General features: G+C 66.0%; 19 protein-coding genes. 9 read left to right on the forward strand and 10 right to left on the reverse strand.

The window, feature by feature from the left end; all coding sequences use genetic code 11:
• Positions 1–43: 43 nt before the first annotated feature.
• The gene (locus tag MXF70_RS09430; RefSeq protein ID WP_248515379.1) at positions 44–475 is read right to left on the reverse strand and encodes a hypothetical protein; all 432 of its coding nucleotides are present in this window, start codon (positions 473–475) and stop codon (positions 44–46) included.
• A 206-nt stretch (positions 476–681) separates the two neighbouring features.
• Here MXF70_RS09430 and trxA point away from each other — a divergent pair, with 206 nt between their 5' ends.
• Positions 682–1059, forward strand: coding sequence for a thioredoxin (gene trxA / locus MXF70_RS09435; protein WP_248515380.1), 378 nt, complete (start codon positions 682–684; stop codon positions 1057–1059).
• 314 nt (positions 1060–1373) lie between these two features.
• On the forward strand, positions 1374–2489 hold the full coding sequence (locus MXF70_RS09440) for a DUF4382 domain-containing protein (protein WP_248515382.1): 1116 nt from the start codon (positions 1374–1376) through the stop codon (positions 2487–2489).
• Positions 2490–2630: 141 nt separating this feature from the next.
• Here the strand turns inward: MXF70_RS09440 and MXF70_RS09445 are convergent, their stop codons facing one another.
• Together MXF70_RS09445 and MXF70_RS09450 are read right to left on the reverse strand one after the other, a co-directional pair.
• A complete protein-coding gene (locus MXF70_RS09445) occupies positions 2631–3935 on the reverse strand; it encodes an MFS transporter (protein ID WP_259370344.1) in 1305 nt (434 codons plus the stop codon).
• A 138-nt stretch (positions 3936–4073) separates the two neighbouring features.
• Entirely contained in the window at positions 4074–5138 is a 1065-nt protein-coding gene (locus tag MXF70_RS09450; protein WP_248515384.1) for a polyprenyl synthetase family protein, read from the reverse strand.
• A gap of 310 nt (positions 5139–5448) precedes the next feature.
• Between MXF70_RS09450 and MXF70_RS09455 the strand changes: the two genes are divergently transcribed.
• From MXF70_RS09455 to tpiA, 5 genes are all read left to right on the forward strand, one after another.
• A complete protein-coding gene (locus tag MXF70_RS09455; RefSeq protein ID WP_248515385.1) occupies positions 5449–6204 on the forward strand; it encodes an NAD(+)/NADH kinase in 756 nt (251 codons plus the stop codon).
• 111 nt (positions 6205–6315) lie between these two features.
• Positions 6316–6753, forward strand: a complete 438-nt coding sequence (locus MXF70_RS09460; RefSeq protein ID WP_248515386.1) for a DUF7313 family protein — start codon at positions 6316–6318, stop codon at positions 6751–6753.
• A 196-nt stretch (positions 6754–6949) separates the two neighbouring features.
• Entirely contained in the window at positions 6950–7891 is a 942-nt protein-coding gene (gene pyrB / locus MXF70_RS09465) for an aspartate carbamoyltransferase (RefSeq protein WP_248515387.1), read from the forward strand.
• On the forward strand, positions 7888–8346 hold the full coding sequence (pyrI, locus tag MXF70_RS09470; RefSeq protein WP_248515388.1) for an aspartate carbamoyltransferase regulatory subunit: 459 nt from the start codon (positions 7888–7890) through the stop codon (positions 8344–8346). Before pyrB ends, pyrI begins: the two co-directional genes overlap by 4 nt.
• Before the next feature lie 61 nt (positions 8347–8407).
• The gene (tpiA, locus tag MXF70_RS09475; protein ID WP_248515390.1) at positions 8408–9052 is read left to right on the forward strand and encodes a triose-phosphate isomerase; all 645 of its coding nucleotides are present in this window, start codon (positions 8408–8410) and stop codon (positions 9050–9052) included.
• A gap of 105 nt (positions 9053–9157) precedes the next feature.
• Here the strand turns inward: tpiA and idsA3 are convergent, their stop codons facing one another.
• The 5 genes from idsA3 to mvk all read right to left on the reverse strand — a co-directional run bounded on the left by idsA3 (position 9158) and on the right by mvk (position 14245).
• The gene (idsA3, locus tag MXF70_RS09480; protein WP_248515391.1) at positions 9158–10213 is read right to left on the reverse strand and encodes a geranylfarnesyl diphosphate synthase; all 1056 of its coding nucleotides are present in this window, start codon (positions 10211–10213) and stop codon (positions 9158–9160) included.
• A gap of 2 nt (positions 10214–10215) precedes the next feature.
• Entirely contained in the window at positions 10216–11565 is a 1350-nt protein-coding gene (locus MXF70_RS09485) for a ribonuclease J (RefSeq protein ID WP_248515392.1), read from the reverse strand.
• Positions 11566–11916: 351 nt separating this feature from the next.
• The gene (locus tag MXF70_RS09490) at positions 11917–12318 is read right to left on the reverse strand and encodes a DUF5518 domain-containing protein (RefSeq protein ID WP_248515393.1); all 402 of its coding nucleotides are present in this window, start codon (positions 12316–12318) and stop codon (positions 11917–11919) included.
• A gap of 87 nt (positions 12319–12405) precedes the next feature.
• Positions 12406–13197, reverse strand: a complete 792-nt coding sequence (locus tag MXF70_RS09495; RefSeq protein ID WP_248515395.1) for an isopentenyl phosphate kinase — start codon at positions 13195–13197, stop codon at positions 12406–12408.
• A 64-nt stretch (positions 13198–13261) separates the two neighbouring features.
• Positions 13262–14245, reverse strand: a complete 984-nt coding sequence (gene mvk / locus MXF70_RS09500) for a mevalonate kinase (protein WP_248515397.1) — start codon at positions 14243–14245, stop codon at positions 13262–13264.
• 160 nt (positions 14246–14405) lie between these two features.
• Between mvk and MXF70_RS09505 the strand changes: the two genes are divergently transcribed.
• Entirely contained in the window at positions 14406–14852 is a 447-nt protein-coding gene (locus MXF70_RS09505; protein ID WP_248515399.1) for a DUF302 domain-containing protein, read from the forward strand.
• Positions 14853–14882: 30 nt separating this feature from the next.
• On the opposite strand, the gene MXF70_RS09510 is transcribed toward MXF70_RS09505, so the two are convergent.
• Positions 14883–15806: a CPBP family intramembrane glutamic endopeptidase gene (locus MXF70_RS09510; RefSeq protein WP_248515401.1), complete on the reverse strand. Its 924-nt coding sequence runs from the start codon at positions 15804–15806 to the stop codon at positions 14883–14885.
• 3 nt (positions 15807–15809) lie between these two features.
• Positions 15810–18203 (reverse strand): ATP-dependent protease LonB, encoded by a 2394-nt coding sequence (gene lonB / locus MXF70_RS09515; RefSeq protein WP_248515402.1) that lies wholly within the window; start codon positions 18201–18203, stop codon positions 15810–15812.
• 167 nt (positions 18204–18370) lie between these two features.
• Between lonB and MXF70_RS09520 the strand changes: the two genes are divergently transcribed.
• Positions 18371–18889 (forward strand): nicotinamide-nucleotide adenylyltransferase, encoded by a 519-nt coding sequence (locus MXF70_RS09520; protein WP_248515403.1) that lies wholly within the window; start codon positions 18371–18373, stop codon positions 18887–18889.
• Positions 18890–18909: the final 20 nt, after the last annotated feature.

Below are 18909 nucleotides of genomic sequence, written 5' to 3' on the forward strand. Positions count from 1 at the left end.
ATCGGTGCGGTAGAACTACGGGTACAGCAGCCCCGCAGCAGAGTTACTCTTCGTCGGATCGCTCGTCGGCGGCGTTGGTTCGGGCCTCTTCGGCGCGGCCGGCGCTGTCGCCGTCGGTGTCGTCGCCGTCGGCCGCCTCGGCGTCGCCGTCGTCTGTGCCCGCAGTTTCGGGCTCGGGAACCGCAGTCTCCCCGCCCGCGGCGTCGTCGCCAGTGGCGCCGCCGCCCGACTGTAGCGCACTCGGCGCCGAGATCGGCTCCTCTCGACCAGGGATGACCTCTTTTGGATCCGGGCCCGTCGGCGTCGTATTGCTCGTTCCGAGGCGATCGGCCCAGGATTCGGAGAATGCCGGGAGCACCGAGACGACGATCATCGCGAGGACGGCCAGTGCCATCGCGATGCCGCCTGCGATTCCGGCGTTGGCGATGAGCTCCTGGCGTCCGAACCCGAAGACGAGCGGCAGAACGTCCATCATGGCTGGGGATGGGGAGGCGCCCCCACTAAGCGTTTCGGACCGGTGGTGCTGGGAACACGTCGTTCGCGGTCAGTTCGGTTCGCTGGTCGGTTCCGGCACGGTCCCGTTCTCCCGGCCAGTGCGGATCTGAGCTGCTCCGTGCGGTCGTGCACCCCGAGGGTCGTCCAGCGTCAGTGTTTTTCCGTACAGGCACGTACGATGGACCGATGAGTAACACCGAAGACGCCGAGATCGAATCAACGCCGGGGGACGAGGGCGCCAGCACGCCCGCCGAGCCGATCCACGTGGAGGACGACGCCCACTTCGAGGAGCTCCTCGACACCTACGACGTCGTACTCGTCGACTTCTACGCCGACTGGTGTGGTCCCTGTGACATGCTCGAGCCGATCGTCGAGGACGTCGCCGCCGAGAGCGAAGCGGCCGTCGCGAAGCTGGACATCGACCAGCTACAGGAGATTGCGCAGTCCTACGGCGTCCGGAGCGTCCCGACCCTCATCGTGTTCGCCGACGGTGAGCAGGCCGAACAGCTCGTCGGCGTTCAGGAGAAGGGAACGATCCTCGACCTGATCGCTCGCGTCGAGTAGAGCGGGCGGTTCGAACGCGGCGAAGCGTCTTTCATTTTCAGTTCTCCCGCCTCCGTTTCGTTCTCCCCGTCCAGTTTTTACGTTCCATTTCTGTCCCCGGCCGAGACAGCCGACGGAGTATCTCGACGGGGTACTGGCCAGTGGCTTCGATACCGACGCGTCCGCGTATCCAGTTTTCAGCACGCAGAACCGATCCGTCGCACGACTGCCGACCGTTTCGAACCGTTTAATCCGGCAAAACTGGCGTTAACCGTCCTGAATTCGGTGCGTCGGCCGACCCGGTTGATGTATCTGTGTTCCCTTGACCTCTACACATGCAACCAAACGATAGTACGCCCGATACGCTGGTCGACCGCCGCGAGTATCTCCGCCTCACTGGTGCCCTCGCCGCGGGCGCTACGGCCGGACTCGCTGGCTGTGCGGACAGAATTCCAGGCTCGGACTCCGACTCCTCGAACGACGGTAGCGGGTCGAGTACCGGGCTTCTCTCGACAGCGGTCTCGGACGATCCCGGCGACATCGGCGATTTCGAGTCGTGTATCGTGACGCTCGACGGCATCTGGGTCGGTCCAAAGACGGACTCCGGCGACGATGAGAGCGACACCGAGTCCACCGATGAGGACGGCGAGGAGACGGACGACGGTGACGGCGGGAACACGACCGAACAGGACGACGAAGGGAACGGACCGCCCGAGCAGGCGAGCGGCAACGGAAACAGCTCAAGCGGCGACACCGCGTCGGGATCCCAGAGCAACGAGACCGACGACGATCCCGACAGCGACGACGCAGACGACACTGACGACGAGGACGGCGGCGCAGACGATGACGACGATGAAACGGACGGAGAGAACGAGGCCGAGGAATCCGACGCCGACGACTCCGAGGACGACTCCGGCGGTCGAACCTACTACGGGTTCGACGAGCCCCAGGAGGCCGACCTCACGCAGCTCCAGGGCGACGCCCAGCAGCTGGTCGGCGAACACGAACTCGAGGTCGCTACCTACCAGTTCCTCCAGCTGGACATCGCAGGCATCAGTGGCACCCTCACCGACGGTAGCGAGGCCGAGGTGGATACGCCCGGCAACGCACCGCTGAAGTTCAACCAATCCTTCGACGTGCGAGAAGGGTACCGAACCACCTTCCTGGCCGACTTCACGCCGGTCCGGCGCGGCAACGGTTCCTACCTGTTCAAGCCCGTCGCGACCGAGACTGAGGTTAGCTACCAGAAGATCGAATCCGACGGCTCGGGGGGAACTGACGGTGGTAATACGACCGATGGCAACGGTACCACTGGCGGAAACACGACTGACGGAGGGAACACCACCACTGACGGCGGCAACACGTCCGATGGCGGCGGGAGCACTGGCGGCAACACGACTGACGGGAACACCACGGACGACGGCAACACCACGAACTCCAGCGGGAGCTAGAGTTCCACCTGCGTTCACTCGATTCAGGCGCAGACCCCTCACACAGACTCTCTGTTTCTTTTACCGATCTCTCCTCCCTCTCCGGTCTTCACTCCGAGCACCGCCGCCGCTGCAACGCGGTCAATTGGTCCAGAACTCCGATCAGTCGGTCGAATCTGGCTCCGGCCTCGCGGCGTTACCGGTTCCCGGCCGAATCGAGCCGGTCTCCACGTAGACGCCAGCGAGCAACGCGACTCCCGCGAGTGCCGGGAGCAGGGCACAGGCAGCGTAGATGCCGCCGAACCCGATCACGTCGACCAGCGGTAGGGAGATCAGCGGGCCGAGCCCGCCGCCGATGTCGCCAAAGACGTTGTTCGTTCCCATCGCACGGCCGGTCCGCTCAGTGGGCGTGAGATCCGCCAGCAATGCAGTCATCGGCCCGCTGACCCCACCCTGGCCAGCGCCGACCAGAACGCACGCGACGCCGAGGGCGATGGCCGGGGAGAGGATCTCGTCGGTGGCACCGGTGTCCACGGCCGCGAGCAGGAGGAAACCGACGACTGAGACGCCGAGGAACCCGAGCAGGATCGGCACACGCGAGTCGAGCACGTCACTGGCCTTGCCGCCGCCCAGCATACACGCTGCGGCTGCGAGCACTGTGATGGCCATGTAGGCGCCGGAGGATCCCTGGGCGTTCAGTCCGAGGACGCCGACGTCGATCGCGTCGAGGAAGAGCACCAGCGTCGCGAACAGCGCGCCGATGTAGGCGAACAGGACCGCGAAGTTGACAGCGCCGACGGTCAGCGTCGGAATCGCCGTATCGACGTCCCAGGGTTTGACGGTATCGCGTTCGGTCTCGACGTGGGTCTCGGGGACCGTGAGATAGGCGAGGACGCTCGCGAACAGCGCGAACGTGGCGGCGACCCAGAAGGCGGCCTGCACGCTCGCCAGTTCGCTGACGACGCCGCCGAGGACGAGCCCCGCGGGGAACCCCAGCACGATTCCGCCGCGAACGATTCCCATGTCCATCCCGCGCGAGCCGCCGGAGGAGACGTCCGTCGCGATGGTATAGGCCGTGGCGAAGACCAGCGCACTTCCCAGCCCCCAGCAGACGCGCGCGAGAATGAACCACCACTCAGCGCCGGTAAGATCGATGCCGCCGAGGATCACCGGTCCGGCCGCGTCCATCCGGAGCGCGAGCACGTAGCCGGCGGTGGCGATGCCCTCGATGGCTAGCCCGACGACGAACGGCGTCCGTGTGCCGATCCGGTCGACGAGAGCGCCTGCTGGCGCGTTGGCGACGAGGCGGACGAACCGATTGGCGCTCAGAATGATGCCGACGAGAAACGGTGTGATCCCGAGGACTGCTCCGAGATTTGGGAGGATGGGAAAGACGACGCCGCCACCGAAGCCGACGAAGAAGGTGCTCGCAACGACGGCGCCGAGGACCCTGCGGTCGCTACTCACAGGCGGCCACCCCGCGGGAGCGGGCACACTGCGACGGTCCCCGGATCCATGTCGATGAGTACTCCGGGCAGTCCGCGAAAGTCGGTTTCGGTTCGAAGCATCTACCCGCGTCGCACGTGGCCCGCCGCCGAACCGCGGTTAGACGTCCCGCTCGACGACGAACTCGGTGAATGCGCGGAGGTCGGACTCGGGACCCTCAGCGAGGTCGAGGTCGTCCAGCTGTCCGCGAGCGTCCGCAGCGAGTTCGAGTGCAGTATCGCGTGCGAACTCGACGCTGTTCGCAGACTGGAGGATCTCGATCGCCTCGAGGATCTCGTCGTCGGTGTTGGCGTCGGCGGCCAGAATTTCGGCCAGCCGGTCGGCCTCCTCTTCGGGCGCGTGCTCGATCGCGTGGATCGCCATCAGCGTCTTCTTCCCTTCGCGGACGTCGTTGCCGAACTCCTTGCCGAACTCGCCGGCCTCGCCGAGCGAGTGCTCCACGTCGAGAATGTCGTCACCGATCTGGAAGGCCACGGACACCTTCTCCGCGTACTGCGCGACGGCGCGCTCGGTTTCGTCGTCTTGCTCGGTGACGATCGCTGCGAGTCGGGCCACGATGCGCCCCAGGCAGCCGGTCTTGCACGCGCACATCTCGAGATACTCCTCCTCGTCGATGCGGATCTCCTGTTCGTTGTGCCAGCAGATGTCCATCCCCTGGCCGAGGTGGGTCCGGTTGAGCTCGTGCATCAGCATCTCGTAAGCCTGCAGACGCGTGTCGCTACCCAGCTCACCCGGATCGTGGGTGACGATCTTCAGTGGGATGAAGTACATCGCGTTGCCGGCGTTGAGAGCGATATCCTGCCCGAACTCGTGGTGAAGTGCGGGCGCACCGCGGCGCATCGAGGCACCGTCCTCGACGTCGTCGACGATGATCGTTCCGTTGTGGAGGATCTCGGGGATCGTCGCGTAGGGAAGGTAGTTCTCTGGCTCCTCGCCGAAGGCGTCGACGAGCACGAGAAAGAGTACGGCGCGCCAGCGCTTTCCGCCCCGATCGAGCAGATCCCAGATCGGGTCTGCCAGTGCAGTCTGGATCGCCTGGGGGTCGTAGCTGTAGGAGGGTTCGCCGAAGTACTCCTCGAGATAGGCTTCGTCGATTTCCCGTGGGAGGACCTCCTCGATGGCTTCGTCGACGTCGGGCCGCCATTCGGCGAGGGTCTCCCGCATACTCGCCAGTGGAGCAGGGAGGTGCAAAAAGGTTCAGACACGCGGGCGCGCCCGTAGATCGGTGAAAATCGACCGATGACTCTACGATCAAGAGCCCCGTCGGTCAGTTAGCGCCGATCGGTTGACCGTGCTGGTGTTCGGGCCACACGGATCGAGCGAGTGCCGTCGGTCAGTCCACGACGGCCGAGCGAGCGGACTGGTCGTCGGTCGATCACGACACGACGAGCGTCCTGACGGTCAGGTACCGAGGATCGGACCTGCCGACGGTCGGTCCACGGCGCATATAACCGGTGAGTACGAAGCGGGCGCTATGACGGAGGATGCTCCTGTTCTCGGCGTGTCGGCGACGGCCGAGACGCCGGACCGGGAGCAACTTGGCACAGTGATCGAGGCCGCTGGCGCCGTCCCGTGCGCCGTGGACTCCCCCGCAGAGCTCCCCGAGGATCTCGCCGCGATCGTCACCGTCGGCCCGTCGGCGCTGCGCGCGATTGCACGTCGGCAGCCGGCCGTTCCGGTGCTCCCGGTCGGTGTAGACTGTGGACTGCCGAGCGTCCCACGCGCCGATCTCGCAGCTGCGGTCGAAGCCATCGTCGCGAACGATACCACCGAGCAGGAGGCTCCGATGCTCGAGGTCGCCGTCGACGACGAGGTGTACGCCACGGCGTTCCGCGAGGTGACGATGATCACGGCCGAGCCTGCTCGCATCTCCGAGTTCGCTATCGAGCACGAGCGGGCCGGCGCGCTCGACACGGTCCGGGCTGACGGCGTCGTGATCGCGACGCCAGCGGGAAGCTACACCTACGCCGCCGCTGGCGACGGCCCGTTGCTCGAGCCGGGTACCGGACTCGCGATCGTCCCCGTGGCGCCGTTTCGAACTGATCGAGACCGCTGGGTCGTCCCGCACGAACGGGTGTCGGTGTGCGTCCAGCGTGACGAGGCCGACGTCACCGTCGAGGCCGACGGCGCGGTGCTCACGACAGTCGGTCGCGACGTCGAAGTGTCGCTCACTCCAGCCGGCAAACTGGGGGTACTCGTCGTCGAGGAGAGCGTTCGCGACCCTCGGTGACTGTCACGAACGGCAGTTCGTCCCTGTACCTGGCCCTGTTAGCGCGGATCCTCGCATGCGCCCACCCGAGATTGGAAAGACACTAATGGGTCGCCCGTCCTTTGCTCGAACATGGATCCGACCTCGATCTTTGGGCCGCTGGATCTCCTCTATCCCCACGCGGCGTACGTACTTCTGGCACTCGTGTTGTTCAACGCCGTGACCCGGTGGATCGGTCACCGGCGACACGTTCGACAGAACGAGGAAGATGGAGCGGAGGCAGTCGAGCGGTTCGCGCCCCACACGCTCTCGAACGTCCTCCTATTCCTCGCGGCGGTCTACTACACGACGGTTCGGCTGGAGGCGGGGGCGATCGTCCTCTTCCTCGTCGTCGGTATCATCATCACCGACTACTTCGAGTTCGAGTCGCGCCTGGCAGAGGCACGGACGGATCGCTCCCTCGAACTCCCCAAGGGTGCGCTGGCCGCCTGGGCCGTCGCAGCGATCTACATCAGCTACAAGTCGCTCCGGTTCATCGTCGACCCGCTCTGGGGCGTCATCGGCGCCTGACTACTCCGCTCTTTTCGCCCGTACTCTCCCTCGAATCGTTCGATTCGGCTGTTCTTCCGTCCGGTTAGTCCAGCTTCCTGGATTGGGGTTCGTCGTTGTGCCCTCGGTTGGATGGCCAGACGGGCTGTGACAACTACCGCCATTCATCCGGGCCGACCCTGTGCATTCAAGGGCTCCCGGCACTCCCAATCAGCCAATGCGTCACGACCACGTGCTCACCGCCAGACAGCTCTCGCGGGGGGACGTCGAGGAGGTCCTCGACCGCGCCGCCGAGATCGCGGCGGATCCGTCGGCAGTCGCGGACCGTCACGCCGGTGCCCTGCTCGGACTCTGCTTCTTCGAGCCGAGCACGCGCACCAAGATGAGCTTCGAAGCGGCGATCAAGCGCCTCGGCGGCGACGTCGTCGACATGGGCTCCGTCGAGTCCTCGAGCGTCAAGAAGGGCGAGAGCCTCGCGGACACTATCCGGGTGATCGAGGGGTACGCCGACGCGCTCGTCCTTCGCCACCCCAGACAGGGCGCAGCCAAGATGGCCTCGGAGTTCGTCGACGTTCCGCTGCTCAACGCGGGCGACGGCGCGGGCCACCACCCGACACAGACGCTACTGGACCTCTTTACGATCCGGGAGGCTCACGGGCTCGACGACCTCACGATCGGCATCATGGGCGATCTGAAGTACGGCCGTACGGTCCACTCTTTGGCCCACGCGCTGACGACCTTCGACGCCCGCCAACATTTCATCAGCCCCGAGAGCCTCCAGCTTCCTCGCGGCGTGCGCTACGACCTCCACGAGGCCGGCGCGCAGGTCCGGGAGCACACCGAACTCGAGGAGGTATTGCCGTCACTCGACGTGCTATACGTCACCCGCATCCAGCGCGAGCGGTTCCCCGACGAGAACGAGTACCGACAGGTCGCCGGCGAGTACCGAATCGACTCGGAGACGCTGGAGGCAGCCGACGACGATCTCGCAGTGCTTCATCCACTGCCCCGCGTCGACGAGATCGCACCGGAGATCGACGACACCGAGCACGCCAACTACTTTCAGCAGGCTCACAACGGCGTGCCGGTCAGGATGGCGCTGCTCGATCTGTTGCTCGAGGACGCCGACGTCGGCGCAATTGGAGGTGACGCGCGATGAGCGAGCGCGAACTCCGGATCTCCAAGATCCAGAACGGGACCGTCATCGACCACGTGCCCGGCGGCGAGTCGCTGAACGTCCTCGCAGTGCTGGGCATCGACGGTACCGGTGGCGAGACGGTCTCGATCGGGATGAACGTCGAGAGCGACGACCTCGGCCGCAAGGACGTCGTCAAGGTCGAGGACCGCGAGCTCAGCCAGGACGAAGTCGACGTCCTCAGCCTGATCGCGCCGGACGCGACGATCAACATCATCCGTGATTACGAGGTCGTCGACAAGAAACGACTCGACCGCCCGGAGTCCGTGACGGGCGTGCTCGCCTGCCCGAACCACGACTGCATCACGGCGGGCGACGAGCCAGTCGACACGACGTTCGAGGTGCTCGACAACGGCGTTCGCTGTGTCTACTGCGAGACGATCATTCGCGAAGATATCACCGACCACATCGTTCGGTAGCGAGCGCTTCGTCCGCTCAGCATCACGAACCTATTTCCCGCTCCCGACCGCCAGTTCGTGTATGTTCGTCCTCGTCAATCTGAAGGCCTACGACTGTGATCCAGTCCAGATCGCGACGGCCGCCGCGGACGTCGCCGACGACGCCGATGCCCGGATCGCCATCGCGCCACAGGCGGCCGACCTACGTGCAGTCGCGGAGACCGGCGTCGAGACCTGGGCCCAGCACGTCAGTCCGGTCGAGCACGGCTCGAACACTGGCTCGACGCTTGCGGAGTCGGTCGCCGCAGCCGGCGCGGAGGGAACGCTCCTCAACCACTCGGAGCGTCGACTGACGCTCGCTAATCTCGACGCCGGTATCCAGGCGGCCGAACGCGCAGATCTCGACGTCGTCGCGTGTGCGAACAACCCCGAGCAGGTCGCCGCCGCGGCGGCACTCGGGCCCGACGCCGTGGCCGTCGAACCGCCGGCGCTCATCGGCACCGGAACGCCGGTCAGCCAGGCCGACCCGGACGTCGTCGAAGGCGCGGTCGCCGCTGCCGCCGACGTCGATCCCGACGTGGACGTCTACTGCGGCGCCGGAATCTCGACTGGCGACGACGTCGTCGCTGCAGGTGATCTCGGTGCAACGGGAGTTCTGCTCGCAAGCGGCGTCGCGAAGGCCGAGGACCCCGCCGCAGCGCTCCGGAATCTGGTCGAACCGCTCTAGCTCGACGCGCCGCTGGCCGACCAGTAGCTGCGAGCGGATCGAACAATCACGTGTCTGACCACGCGATTTGGCCGGAAGAAAAACAGACTGCGCCGAGATGACTCCTCAGTACCCGCGTTCGATCAGGTAGTCTGCCGTCTGCTCGAGGAGCGTCCGCGCCTCGTTGTCGGGGAGGACTTCGAGATGGGACTTTCCGGAGTCGACGAGACTCTCCGCGCGCTCTCGCGCGAACTCGATGCTCCCCGCTTCCTGAAGCGTCGCCACGGCCTCGTCGATCTCGGCCTCGGTGACGGCTTCGACGGAGTCCGTCTCCACGAGGTTGGCGATGTCCACGCCCTGCTCGCGTGCGTGAAGCGTGATGAGCGTTCGCTTGTTTTCGACGAGGTCCGAGCCGCGTTGTTTCCCGAGCTTTTCGGAGGGGACGGTCAGATCGAGTACGTCGTCCTGGATCTGGAACCCCCTGCCGACGTCGAGCCCGTACTGGTAGAGCGCGTCGACGGTCTCGTCGTCGGCCCCCATCAGCACCGCCGGGAGACTCGCCGCAGCGCCGTAGAGCACCGCCGTCTTCTGCTCGATCATGTGCAGATACTCATCGACGGCAACGTCGTCGCGATCCTCGAACTCCACGTCGAGCGCCTGGCCCTCACAGATCTCGGTGCAGGTCCGTGCGAGGACGTCGAGTGCTCGAACGCTCCGGTCGTCGGCCGCGCCGGTGCCGAGCATGATCTCGAAGGCTTTCGAGTAGAGCGTGTCGCCCGCGAGGATCGCGGTCTCGAGGTCGAACTCTTGGTGGACTGCAGGGACGCCCCGCCGGAGGTCGTCGTCGTCCATGATGTCGTCGTGGATCAGCGTGAAGGACTGGATGACCTCGACGGAGACGGCTGCGGAGAGCACGTCGATCTCGGGATACTCCGTCGATAGCGTCGGGAACTCTCGGTAGTTCTCCGAGCCCGGCTCGACGTCCGCGAGCGCCTCGGCGACGAGCAGCGAAATCGTCGGGCGGAGTCGTTTCCCGCCCGCGTCCAGCAGGTACCGCGACGCCTGGTAGAGTCGCTCGGGCTTGACGACTGGTATCTCCTCGGGAATGGCACCGTTGACGACTTCGCGTCGCTCGCGGATCGTGGCGAGCACCGCTGCCTCCCGGGCCTCCTGATCGGTCATCGCTACTCGACGATCTGGATGAGGTTCCCGTTGCGCGTGACGTGGAGGTCACGACCCACCTTGTAGCCCTCGTCCTCACAGAGGTTGACGTAGTCCGAGAACCCACTCATGTCCTGGTGGGCCGGGATGACGTGCTGGGGCTGGAGTGCGTCGAGCATCTCGTAGTGGCCTTCCTTGTTCAGGTGGCCGGAAACGTGGATGTCGTCGTAGATACGAGCGCCCTGCATGCCCAGGAGCGTCTCGGCCTGGTAGCGCTGGCCCTCGTTGGTCGGCTCGGGGATGACCCGGGCGGAGAAGACGACCTTGTCGCCAGCGTCCAGCTCGTACGGCGTCTGGCCGCGGGCCATTCGGGTGAGCATCGCGCGGGGCTCGCCCTGGTGGCCGGTGACGACGGGCAGGTAATCCTCCTTGCCCTCGTTCATGATCCGCTTGAACGTGCGGTCGACGGACTTCCGGTGGCCGAACATCCCGAGGTCCTCCGGGAAGTCGACGAAGTCGAGTCGCTCGGCGGTGCCCGAGTACTTCTCCATCGAACGGCCGAGCAGGACCGGCTGTCGGCCGATGTCTTTGGCGAACTCGACGAGCGAGCTCACGCGTGCGATGTGGGAGGAGAACGTCGTCGCGACGATCCCGCCGTCGTAATCCTCCATCGAGTAGAGCGCGTCCTTGAGGTGTCGACGAGCGACGGACTCACTGGGCGTTCGACCCTTCTTTCCGGCGTTCGTACAGTCCTCGATGTAACAGAGGACGCCGTTGTCCTCGCGACCGATCTCTCGGAACCGCTTCATGTCGATCGGGTCGCCGATGACCGGCGTGTGGTCCATGCGCTTGTCGAGCCCGTAAACGATCGACCCCTCTGGCGTGTGGAGGACGGGGTTGATCGCGTCGATGATGGAGTGGGTGACGTTGACGAACTCGAGCTCGACGCCCGAATCGCCGATGGACATCGTACCGCCAGCCTCCATCTTCACGAGGTCGTTCTCGGAGCCGAACTTCTGCTCGCTCTCGAACTCCTGCTTGACGAGCTCGATCGTGAACGGCGTCGCGACGACGGGTGCGTCGTAGCGGTGGGCCAGCTTCGAGATGGCGCCGATGTGGTCGAGGTGGCCGTGCGTCGGCACGATGGCCTGCACGTCTCCCTCGAGCTCGCTCATGACGCGATCGTCGGGGATCGCTCCCATGTCGATCAGATCGAGGCTGTGCATCCGCTCGGTCTCGACGTTGTCGTGGATCAGAACCTTCGACAGGTTCAGGCCCATGTCGAAAACGACGACGTCGTCGCCCGCTCGCACCGCAGTCATCTGGCGGCCGACTTCCTCGTAGCCGCCGATCGTGGCAATTTCGATTTCCATAGTTGGTGTCCGAGGCGGACACCCCAGCGCGTGACGACCGGCGCCCGGCGAACACGGTCGGCTCAGCCAACCGGTCGCAGGTTCCCGACTGCGTCGAGACGTCCGCCGTCGGGCGACGTGGGCCTGCTGCCCAGCCATCGCCGTCGTGCGGCGGAGCGCCGGTCGCCCGCATCGTCCCGGGGCGACCGTTTGCTCGGTTATATCGAGCTATTCGTCCGAGCGTGATAAAGGGCGTGGGTACGCCGATCCGGGCCGTTCTGCGTCGATCGTGCTGACCACGAGACGGACGGATCCTGGTCGGATTCGCACTGGTGGCGAGTAGCACAACGCGAGGCCGTCCAGGAAGCCTGCTCAGAGATCCAGATCGGAGTCGTGCTTCAGGTAGTTTCCGAGCCAGCCGCCCAGAGCGCCACCGCCGACGAAGTAGAGGAAACTCACGACGAGAATGAGAAGGAACACGATCGCTCCGAGGAACCCGGCAATGCCCAGACCGACCCCTCCCCTATTGAGAAAGCCGATCCCGAAGCCGACGACTCCGAGTACGCTGGAGACCACGACGGTGAGTGCCAGTAGCGGCACGTAGGCGATAAACCCGGAGTAGGCGCCCACCCGGACACCGTCCCGACGAGAGCCGCCTTCGAGATAGGCAGCGATAGCACCACCGAGGACGGGTGCGAACGGCACGAAGTTCCCGGTGAAAAACGTGACTGCTCCACCGACGAGCGCGTTCGCGAGCGTGTCGCCTTCGTCCATGCGTCCACGCACACAGACAGATCTGTTAGGTGTTTTCCTCCCGGCGCGCAGATGGGCGGCGCGGTCACTTCGTACGGACGTGGCCAGTTACGGGGATCGTCCGACGGTCGTCCCCGGCTGTCCGCCACCGAGAAACGCCGGCAGATCGTCGAGTCCGAAGATCGACGCAGCGCCCTCGAGTGCGAGTAGCTCCCTGACCTTCGCTGCCATGCCGCCGCTGACGTCTGTGGCGTCGCTCCCGCCGAGGAGCGCTTCGACGTCCTCGAACGCCCCGATCGAGTCGACGACCTCGTCGGCTTGGTCGAGCACGCCGGGCACGGTCGAACAGACGCCGACCCGTTCGGCAGTGAGCGAGTCGGCGAGCGAGACGACGATCTCGTCGCCGCTCAGCACGGAGACTCCCTCTCCGGCGTGGGCGACGCCGTCACCGTGGAGCACGGGAACGAACCCTTCCGCCAGGAGCGTCTCGATCTGTCCGGCGGGCAGCGTGAGCGACCCGTCGTCGTCGCGGTTCGCTGCCGAGAGCGGGTGGACGGGAACTGCCGGCACCTCGTGATCACGGAGCCGCTGTACGACGAACCGGTTCAGCGTGGTCATCGCGCCGTGGATGGCCAGGACGGCCTCGGGATCGTGGGTACCGGCCGTCGTGGATACGTCGTGGGCCTCAGCGTGGTGGTGACCGAAGCTGCCGCCGCCGTGGACGACCACGAGTTCGGCGGGGGCGAAGTCTGCTGCGCTCGCGTCGTCTCCTCCCGAGCGGATCGACGCGGTCACCTCGCCGATCGCCGCCGCCGCGGCGTCGAGCGCTGGCCCGTCGAGCGTCTCTGGGCGGTCTTTCTCGGTGATGACGCTTCCACCGAGCTTCAGAACCGTCGTCACGGCGATCGCCTCCGCCGGAGACGATCGTGGACTGGAGCCCGTCGCGACCTCCGGTCGCTTGGGCTCACTCGGGACGCACCCCGTCCTCGGCGAGTTCGGCCCGGAAGGCCTCCTCACAGCCCGGCGTGTACTCGAGTGCCGTCTCGCTCTCGTCGGTGTCGTCGAGCGCGACGATGCAGCCACCGCCGCCGGCGCCGACGAGCTTGGCTCCTTTCGCGCCGGCGTCGCGTGCTGCCCAGACCATCGCGTCGAGCGATCGGGAGGAGACGCCCAGCGCCGAGAGCAGGCCGTGGTTCACGTCCATCAGCTCCCCGAGTTCGTCGAGGTCCCCGTCCGCGAGGACGTTTTCGCCCTCTTCGACGAGGTCGCCGATCGTCTCGACGGTGTCCGCCGCGAACTCGTACCGATCGCGGAGCTCGCGCACGCCCGAGACCAGCTTCCCCGTGTCGCCGGCACCGCCGTCGTAGCCCACCACGAGCGGCAGATCCGGTGCGGGGATCGGCTCCCCGCCGTCACCTTCGACGCGGACCGCCCCGCCCATCGTCGAGGTGAACGTGTCCGCGCGGGAGGCCTGTCCGTCCTGTACTGAATGTTCGACCTGGTAAGCTCTGTCTGCGATCTCTTCGCGATCGAGTTCGACGCCGAGCTCTCGCGTCGCCGCGTCGATGGCCGCCACGACGACCGCCGCCGAGGAGCCGAGTCCCGCTCCGAGGGGAATGTCGCTGTGAATCTCGACCTCGAATCCGGCGTCGGGCGCGTCCGCCGCGTCACGGGCCTGCGCGACTGCCTCGTCGACGTACCCCGTCGCGGCCTCGAGGAGGTGTTCGGGCACGTCGACGTTGGTATCCTCGCCAGCGCTCGCACCGTACTCGATCGTGAATCCGTCGAGCGTCAGGTCCTCAGAGTCCACCCTGAGGCCACCGTCGGATCGCTCCCTGACGGTCACCCGTGCCCGGCGTTCGACCGCACAGAGCACCGCTGGCTCGCCGTAGACGACTGCGTGCTCCCCCATCACGTAGATTTTCCCGGGAGCGCTCGAGGTTGCCATGCGCGCTGGTTGTGAGGGCTAGGGTATCAGGCTTTGCGATACCGGCGGCGGTCTGTCGCGGCTCTCGAGCGGGGTCGGCCACCACGGCCCGTGGGCGGTGAAGCCGTGTTTGGGCGACCGCTACCCAACGGCCTTTGCGCTCGCGGACCAACTATCAACCATGACGCTCCCGATCGACCCGACCCAGATCGAGCCCGAGGACTACGGCGAACACCAGACCACGCTCGAGATGGACCACGAGGCGGCGATCGAGTTCGTTCGCGACGTGTGCACGGACGTCGGGTTCGGCATTCCCGTCGAGTTCTCCCCCTCGGAGATGCTCAACGAGAAGGTCGACGCCGATCGCGATCCCTACTACGTCCTGGGTGCGTGCAACCCTGCCGTCGCCGACGCGGTCCTCGACGTGACTCCGAAGATGGGCGGCCTGTTTCCCTGCAATATGGTTATCTGGGAGGAAGAACCCGGTCAGCAGCGCGTTTACCACGTGTCAATCATGAAAATCGGCCGACTGCTCGGGATCGCACCCGACGACGAGGCGATGCAGGGAATCGTCGATCAGACCGGCGAGCTCGTCGCGGAGACGTTCGAGCGCCTCGAAGCGGCCTGATCGGGCCCGCTGGCGACTTGCGACCCAACCTCAGTCCGTGCGGCCGAACTCCCAACCCAGCCGCTCCTTGAGCAGGAACTCGACGGCGTTGACGACGTAGTGAGCGATCACCACGAGCGCCAGGCTGTCCGTCACGACGAACGCGACGCCGAGTGCGCCACCGAGGAGCCCCGTCACTGCGATGCCGCCCTTGCCCTGGAGTCCGTGCCCGAGCGCGAACGCGATCGTCGCTGGAACGACGAACAGCCACGGCGAGAGTCCGGTCGCCGTCGCGGCGACGCCGATCAACACGGCACGGAAGAGCAGCTCTTCGAACCCCGCGACGAGCGGGAGGATCACCACCAACAAGAGGAGCCAGCCGGCTGTAGACTCCGGCGCGAGCGCGCTCCGTAGATCTTCACTGTACTCGATGCCGATGCGGTCGAACGAGGCGGCGATCCCGACGTTCAACGCGGCGAGAGCGAGGCCGAGGCCGATTCCGCCGAGAATGGCGAGAGCGCCCGTGCTCCAGGTTGCTGCGGTGACGCCGAAAGCCTCTGTGGGGATTCCGGTCAGGGCCGCCACACCGAGAAGGAGCAGGCCGAGACCGCCGTGGGTCAATGCGACGTTGGCGAGCAGTGCCGCCGTCGGTATCGAATCGACGCCATCGTTCCTTGCCGGCTCGGGGGCGGCCGTTGGCTCCGTGACCTGCTCCATATCGGGGTCGCTCTCCGCGTGTTCGGTCGGTACTGTGGCCGAACGCGGCGTAGCGCTGTCGGTCGACTCTGCTTTGTCGTTCGCTTCCGCCCCCTCGCTCGCTCCAATTCCGTCGCTGGTCGCAGTGTCGTCAGGAGAGTGCAGGTCGTCGGGTGGGTCTCGACTACCGCCGAGTGCGCCGCTCGTGATCCATGCGAGGCCGAGAACGAGAGACAGAATGAGCCCGGCGACGGCCCCGAAGGCCGTCCAGTCGGGCACGGCTTACTGCGGGCTGGGTGAGCCGGAACCGACCTGCTGGTCCAGCGCACTCCCCGTGATCGACTTGAGGCGGTCGACGAGCCCGTCCTTCTCGGTCTCGCCGATCAGCGCCACGTCGAGCACCTCGCTGATGTGTGAGACGGGGATGATCTCGATCATCTCCTTGTACTCGTCTTCGATCATCACGTCCTGCTCGTTGGCCTTCGGGATGATCACGCGATCGCAGCCGGCTTTCGCGGCCGCCTCGATCTTGTGCGTGACACCGCCGACGGGCAACACGTCGCCGCGGACCGACAACGAGCCGGTCATCGCGAGGGACTGGTCGATCGGCATGTCCTCCAGCGCGCTGATGACCGCAGTCGCGACGGTGATCGACGCGGAGTCGCCGTCGACGCCCTGGCGACCGGCCTGGACGAACTGGATGTGAACGTCCTTCTCGGAGAGGTCCTCGTCGGAGAACTTCTTGATGATCGCGGAGACGTTCTGCACAGCCTCCTGGGCCATCTCCTTGAGCTGGCCCGTCGCGATCGTCTCGCCGGCGCCGTGCGCGGGCGTGACCTCGGCCATAACGGGGAGGACGATCCCCGAGTCGCCGCCCATGACGGCGAGGCCGTTGACGCGTCCGACGACCGCGCCTTCGGACACGCTGAGTTCGTAGTCCTTGCGGCGCTGGATGAATTCGTCGGCGAGCTGTTGCTCGATCGATCGGGAGCGCTTCTTCGCGCGGAGCACGTGTTCGCGCGTAACGAAGTCTCCGTCCTCGGCACGAGCGATGTCGCCGGCGACGCGGATCAGGCCGCCGAGATTTCGCAGCTTGAGCGTCAGGTGGTCCTTCCGGCCAGCCCGGCGCTTGGCCTCGAGGACGACCTCTTCGGCTGCGCCGCGGGTGAAGTGGGGCAGCCGACCGTCCTTCTCGACCTCCTGGGCGATGAACCGGCCGTACTTCCGGCGCATCTCCGGGGTGTCGTCGATGGTGTCCTCGAAGTACACCTCGTACCCGTACCCCTTGATCCGGGAGCGCAGCGCAGGGTGCATGTTCTCCATCGCGTCCATGTTCCCGGCCGCGACCATGACGAAGTCCGTCGGGACGGGCTCGGTCTGGACCATCGCACCCGAGGAGCGTTCGGACTGGCCCGTGATCGCAAACTCGCCCTCCTGAATCGCCGTCATCAGCTTCTGCTGGGTCCGGATGTCGAGGGTGTTGATCTCGTCGACGAACAGGACGCCCTTGTTCGCCTTGTGGATCGACCCCGGTTCGACGCGGTCGTGGCTGGGCGTCTCCATGCCACCGGACTGGAACGGGTCGTGGCGGACGTCGCCCAGCAGCGCGCCGGCGTGGGCGCCGGTCGCGTCCTCGAACGGCGCGACCGTCTGGTCGGCGTTGTTGACGATCATGTTGGGGATGTTCGCGTCGGATCCCCGCTGCATGTAACGGAAGACGAAGTAGACCGCGATCGCGGCGATCAGTCCGAGGAGGATGTTCGTCGGCGTCAGGATGGTGTACCCGAGGATGATCGCGACGATGATCAGCATCAGGAACATCCGCATCTGATTGCGCTTGTTGGCCTCCTCCTTGTGGGCCTCGATGATCTGGTCGCCCTTCCCCGCTGGCACCGTCCGGACCTTCGGCTCGTTGCCGTCGTCGGGGTTGTGATAGACCAGCACGTCCTGGAGCTCCTCTTTCGGGAGGAGCTGGCTCATCGCTTTGGCCAGCATGGACTTCCCGGTCCCGGGCGGCCCGATCATCATCACGTGACGGCGCTGCTTGGCCGCCTTGATGACGATGTCACGGGCGTCGTCCTGTCCGATCACCTGATCGACGAGGCGGTCGGGGATCGGGATCTCTCCCGTGGACTCGATGTCGAGGCCGCCGAGCAGGTCGTCGTCGGTCTCGGGATCGTAATCGTCGGCGATGAGTTCCTCTTCGACGTCTTCGCCGAGCACCTCGCCGTCGGCCTCAGACATCTGTTCGGGGCCTTCCTCCTGCGGGAAGGCGCGCTCGTCTGCATCTGTGGCACCGCCGTCGACGTCGGCGGTTCCACCTGCGGGATCGGCAGCTCCGCCGTCGTCGGCCGCTCCGTCGTCTCCGAAGCGCTCCTCCCAGGTCAGGGGGTCCGAGCCCTCCGGGCCGTGGTTGGTGCCGTCGGATCCGGCTGCGTGGCCACCGTCGTTCGGCTCGTCCTGTCGCGTCGACGGTTGCTCGGTGCTGCCCCGTCGATCGGGAGTATCACCGGTGGTATCGGTCTGGCCGTCGCTCCCGTCGCTACTCGGAGCGTCGGCCTCGTCGGCACGGTGCTCGTCACCACCTCCGTCGGGTCCATCGGACGCGGGCCGTTCCGCGTCGCCGTCGGCCCCGGTATCGGAGGGCTCGTCGTCCGGTTCCGTATCCTTGCTCATAGACCGTTGTCGCTAGATCGGCGGAGGGTAGCGCGACTGATATACTTTCTCCCCCAGATCACCCACTTCGTCCGATCGATACCGCAGGATAGAGGCGGCCTACCGGCAGTATCGGTAAACTGGGACCACTCGCCACCCTTATAAATGCCGCGTACACACGGGTACACATGAAACGGGGATTCTACGTGGGACGGTTCCAGCCTCTGCACGAGGGACACGAGGCCGTACTCCGCGAGATCGCCACCGAGTGCGACGAGCTGGTCGTCGGGATCGGGAGCGCAGACAAGTCTCACAGCGTCGATAACCCGTTCACCGCCGGCGAACGGCACGTGATGATCACCCGAACGCTGGCGACGCTCGACGTCGAAGCGTTCGTCGTTCCGATCGTCGACGTCGATCGGAACGCGCTGTGGACGAGTCACGTGAAGAGCCTCTGTCCGCCCTTCGATGTCGTCTACTCCAACAATCCGCTCGTGACGCGCCTCTTCGAAGAGGAGGGCGTCGAGGTCCGCGAACTGCCGATGTTCAACCGTGCGGAGTACGAGGGAACCGGTATTCGCGAGCGGATGTTATCCGACGATCCCTGGGAGCATCTCGTCCCCGAGACGACCGTCGAGGCGATCGAGGACGTCGACGGCGTCGGACGGCTACAGGAGGTCGCCTCCGACGACGCCGCGGAGGAGTAGATCGAGACGACAAACCAGCG

Source organism: Salinarchaeum laminariae (assembly GCF_023204835.1).
Classification (GTDB): Archaea; Halobacteriota; Halobacteria; order Halobacteriales; family Salinarchaeaceae; genus Salinarchaeum; species Salinarchaeum laminariae.

Excerpts from the sequence above, each read along its gene's own strand:
- MXF70_RS09430 (WP_248515379.1), bottom strand. The coding sequence starts at position 475 with ATGATGGACGTTCTGCCGCTCGTCTTCGGGTTCGGACGCCAGGAGCTC.
- trxA (WP_248515380.1), top strand. The coding sequence starts at position 682 with ATGAGTAACACCGAAGACGCCGAGATCGAATCAACGCCGGGGGACGAG.
- MXF70_RS09440 (WP_248515382.1), top strand. The coding sequence starts at position 1,374 with ATGCAACCAAACGATAGTACGCCCGATACGCTGGTCGACCGCCGCGAG.
- MXF70_RS09450 (WP_248515384.1), bottom strand. The coding sequence starts at position 5,138 with ATGCGGGAGACCCTCGCCGAATGGCGGCCCGACGTCGACGAAGCCATC.
- MXF70_RS09455 (WP_248515385.1), top strand. The coding sequence starts at position 5,449 with ATGACGGAGGATGCTCCTGTTCTCGGCGTGTCGGCGACGGCCGAGACG.
- MXF70_RS09460 (WP_248515386.1), top strand. The coding sequence starts at position 6,316 with ATGGATCCGACCTCGATCTTTGGGCCGCTGGATCTCCTCTATCCCCAC.
- pyrB (WP_248515387.1), top strand. The coding sequence starts at position 6,950 with ATGCGTCACGACCACGTGCTCACCGCCAGACAGCTCTCGCGGGGGGAC.
- pyrI (WP_248515388.1), top strand. The coding sequence starts at position 7,888 with ATGAGCGAGCGCGAACTCCGGATCTCCAAGATCCAGAACGGGACCGTC.
- tpiA (WP_248515390.1), top strand. The coding sequence starts at position 8,408 with ATGTTCGTCCTCGTCAATCTGAAGGCCTACGACTGTGATCCAGTCCAG.
- idsA3 (WP_248515391.1), bottom strand. The coding sequence starts at position 10,213 with ATGACCGATCAGGAGGCCCGGGAGGCAGCGGTGCTCGCCACGATCCGC.
- MXF70_RS09485 (WP_248515392.1), bottom strand. The coding sequence starts at position 11,565 with ATGGAAATCGAAATTGCCACGATCGGCGGCTACGAGGAAGTCGGCCGC.
- MXF70_RS09490 (WP_248515393.1), bottom strand. The coding sequence starts at position 12,318 with ATGGACGAAGGCGACACGCTCGCGAACGCGCTCGTCGGTGGAGCAGTC.
- mvk (WP_248515397.1), bottom strand. The coding sequence starts at position 14,245 with ATGGCAACCTCGAGCGCTCCCGGGAAAATCTACGTGATGGGGGAGCAC.
- MXF70_RS09505 (WP_248515399.1), top strand. The coding sequence starts at position 14,406 with ATGACGCTCCCGATCGACCCGACCCAGATCGAGCCCGAGGACTACGGC.
- lonB (WP_248515402.1), bottom strand. The coding sequence starts at position 18,203 with ATGAGCAAGGATACGGAACCGGACGACGAGCCCTCCGATACCGGGGCC.
- MXF70_RS09520 (WP_248515403.1), top strand. The coding sequence starts at position 18,371 with ATGAAACGGGGATTCTACGTGGGACGGTTCCAGCCTCTGCACGAGGGA.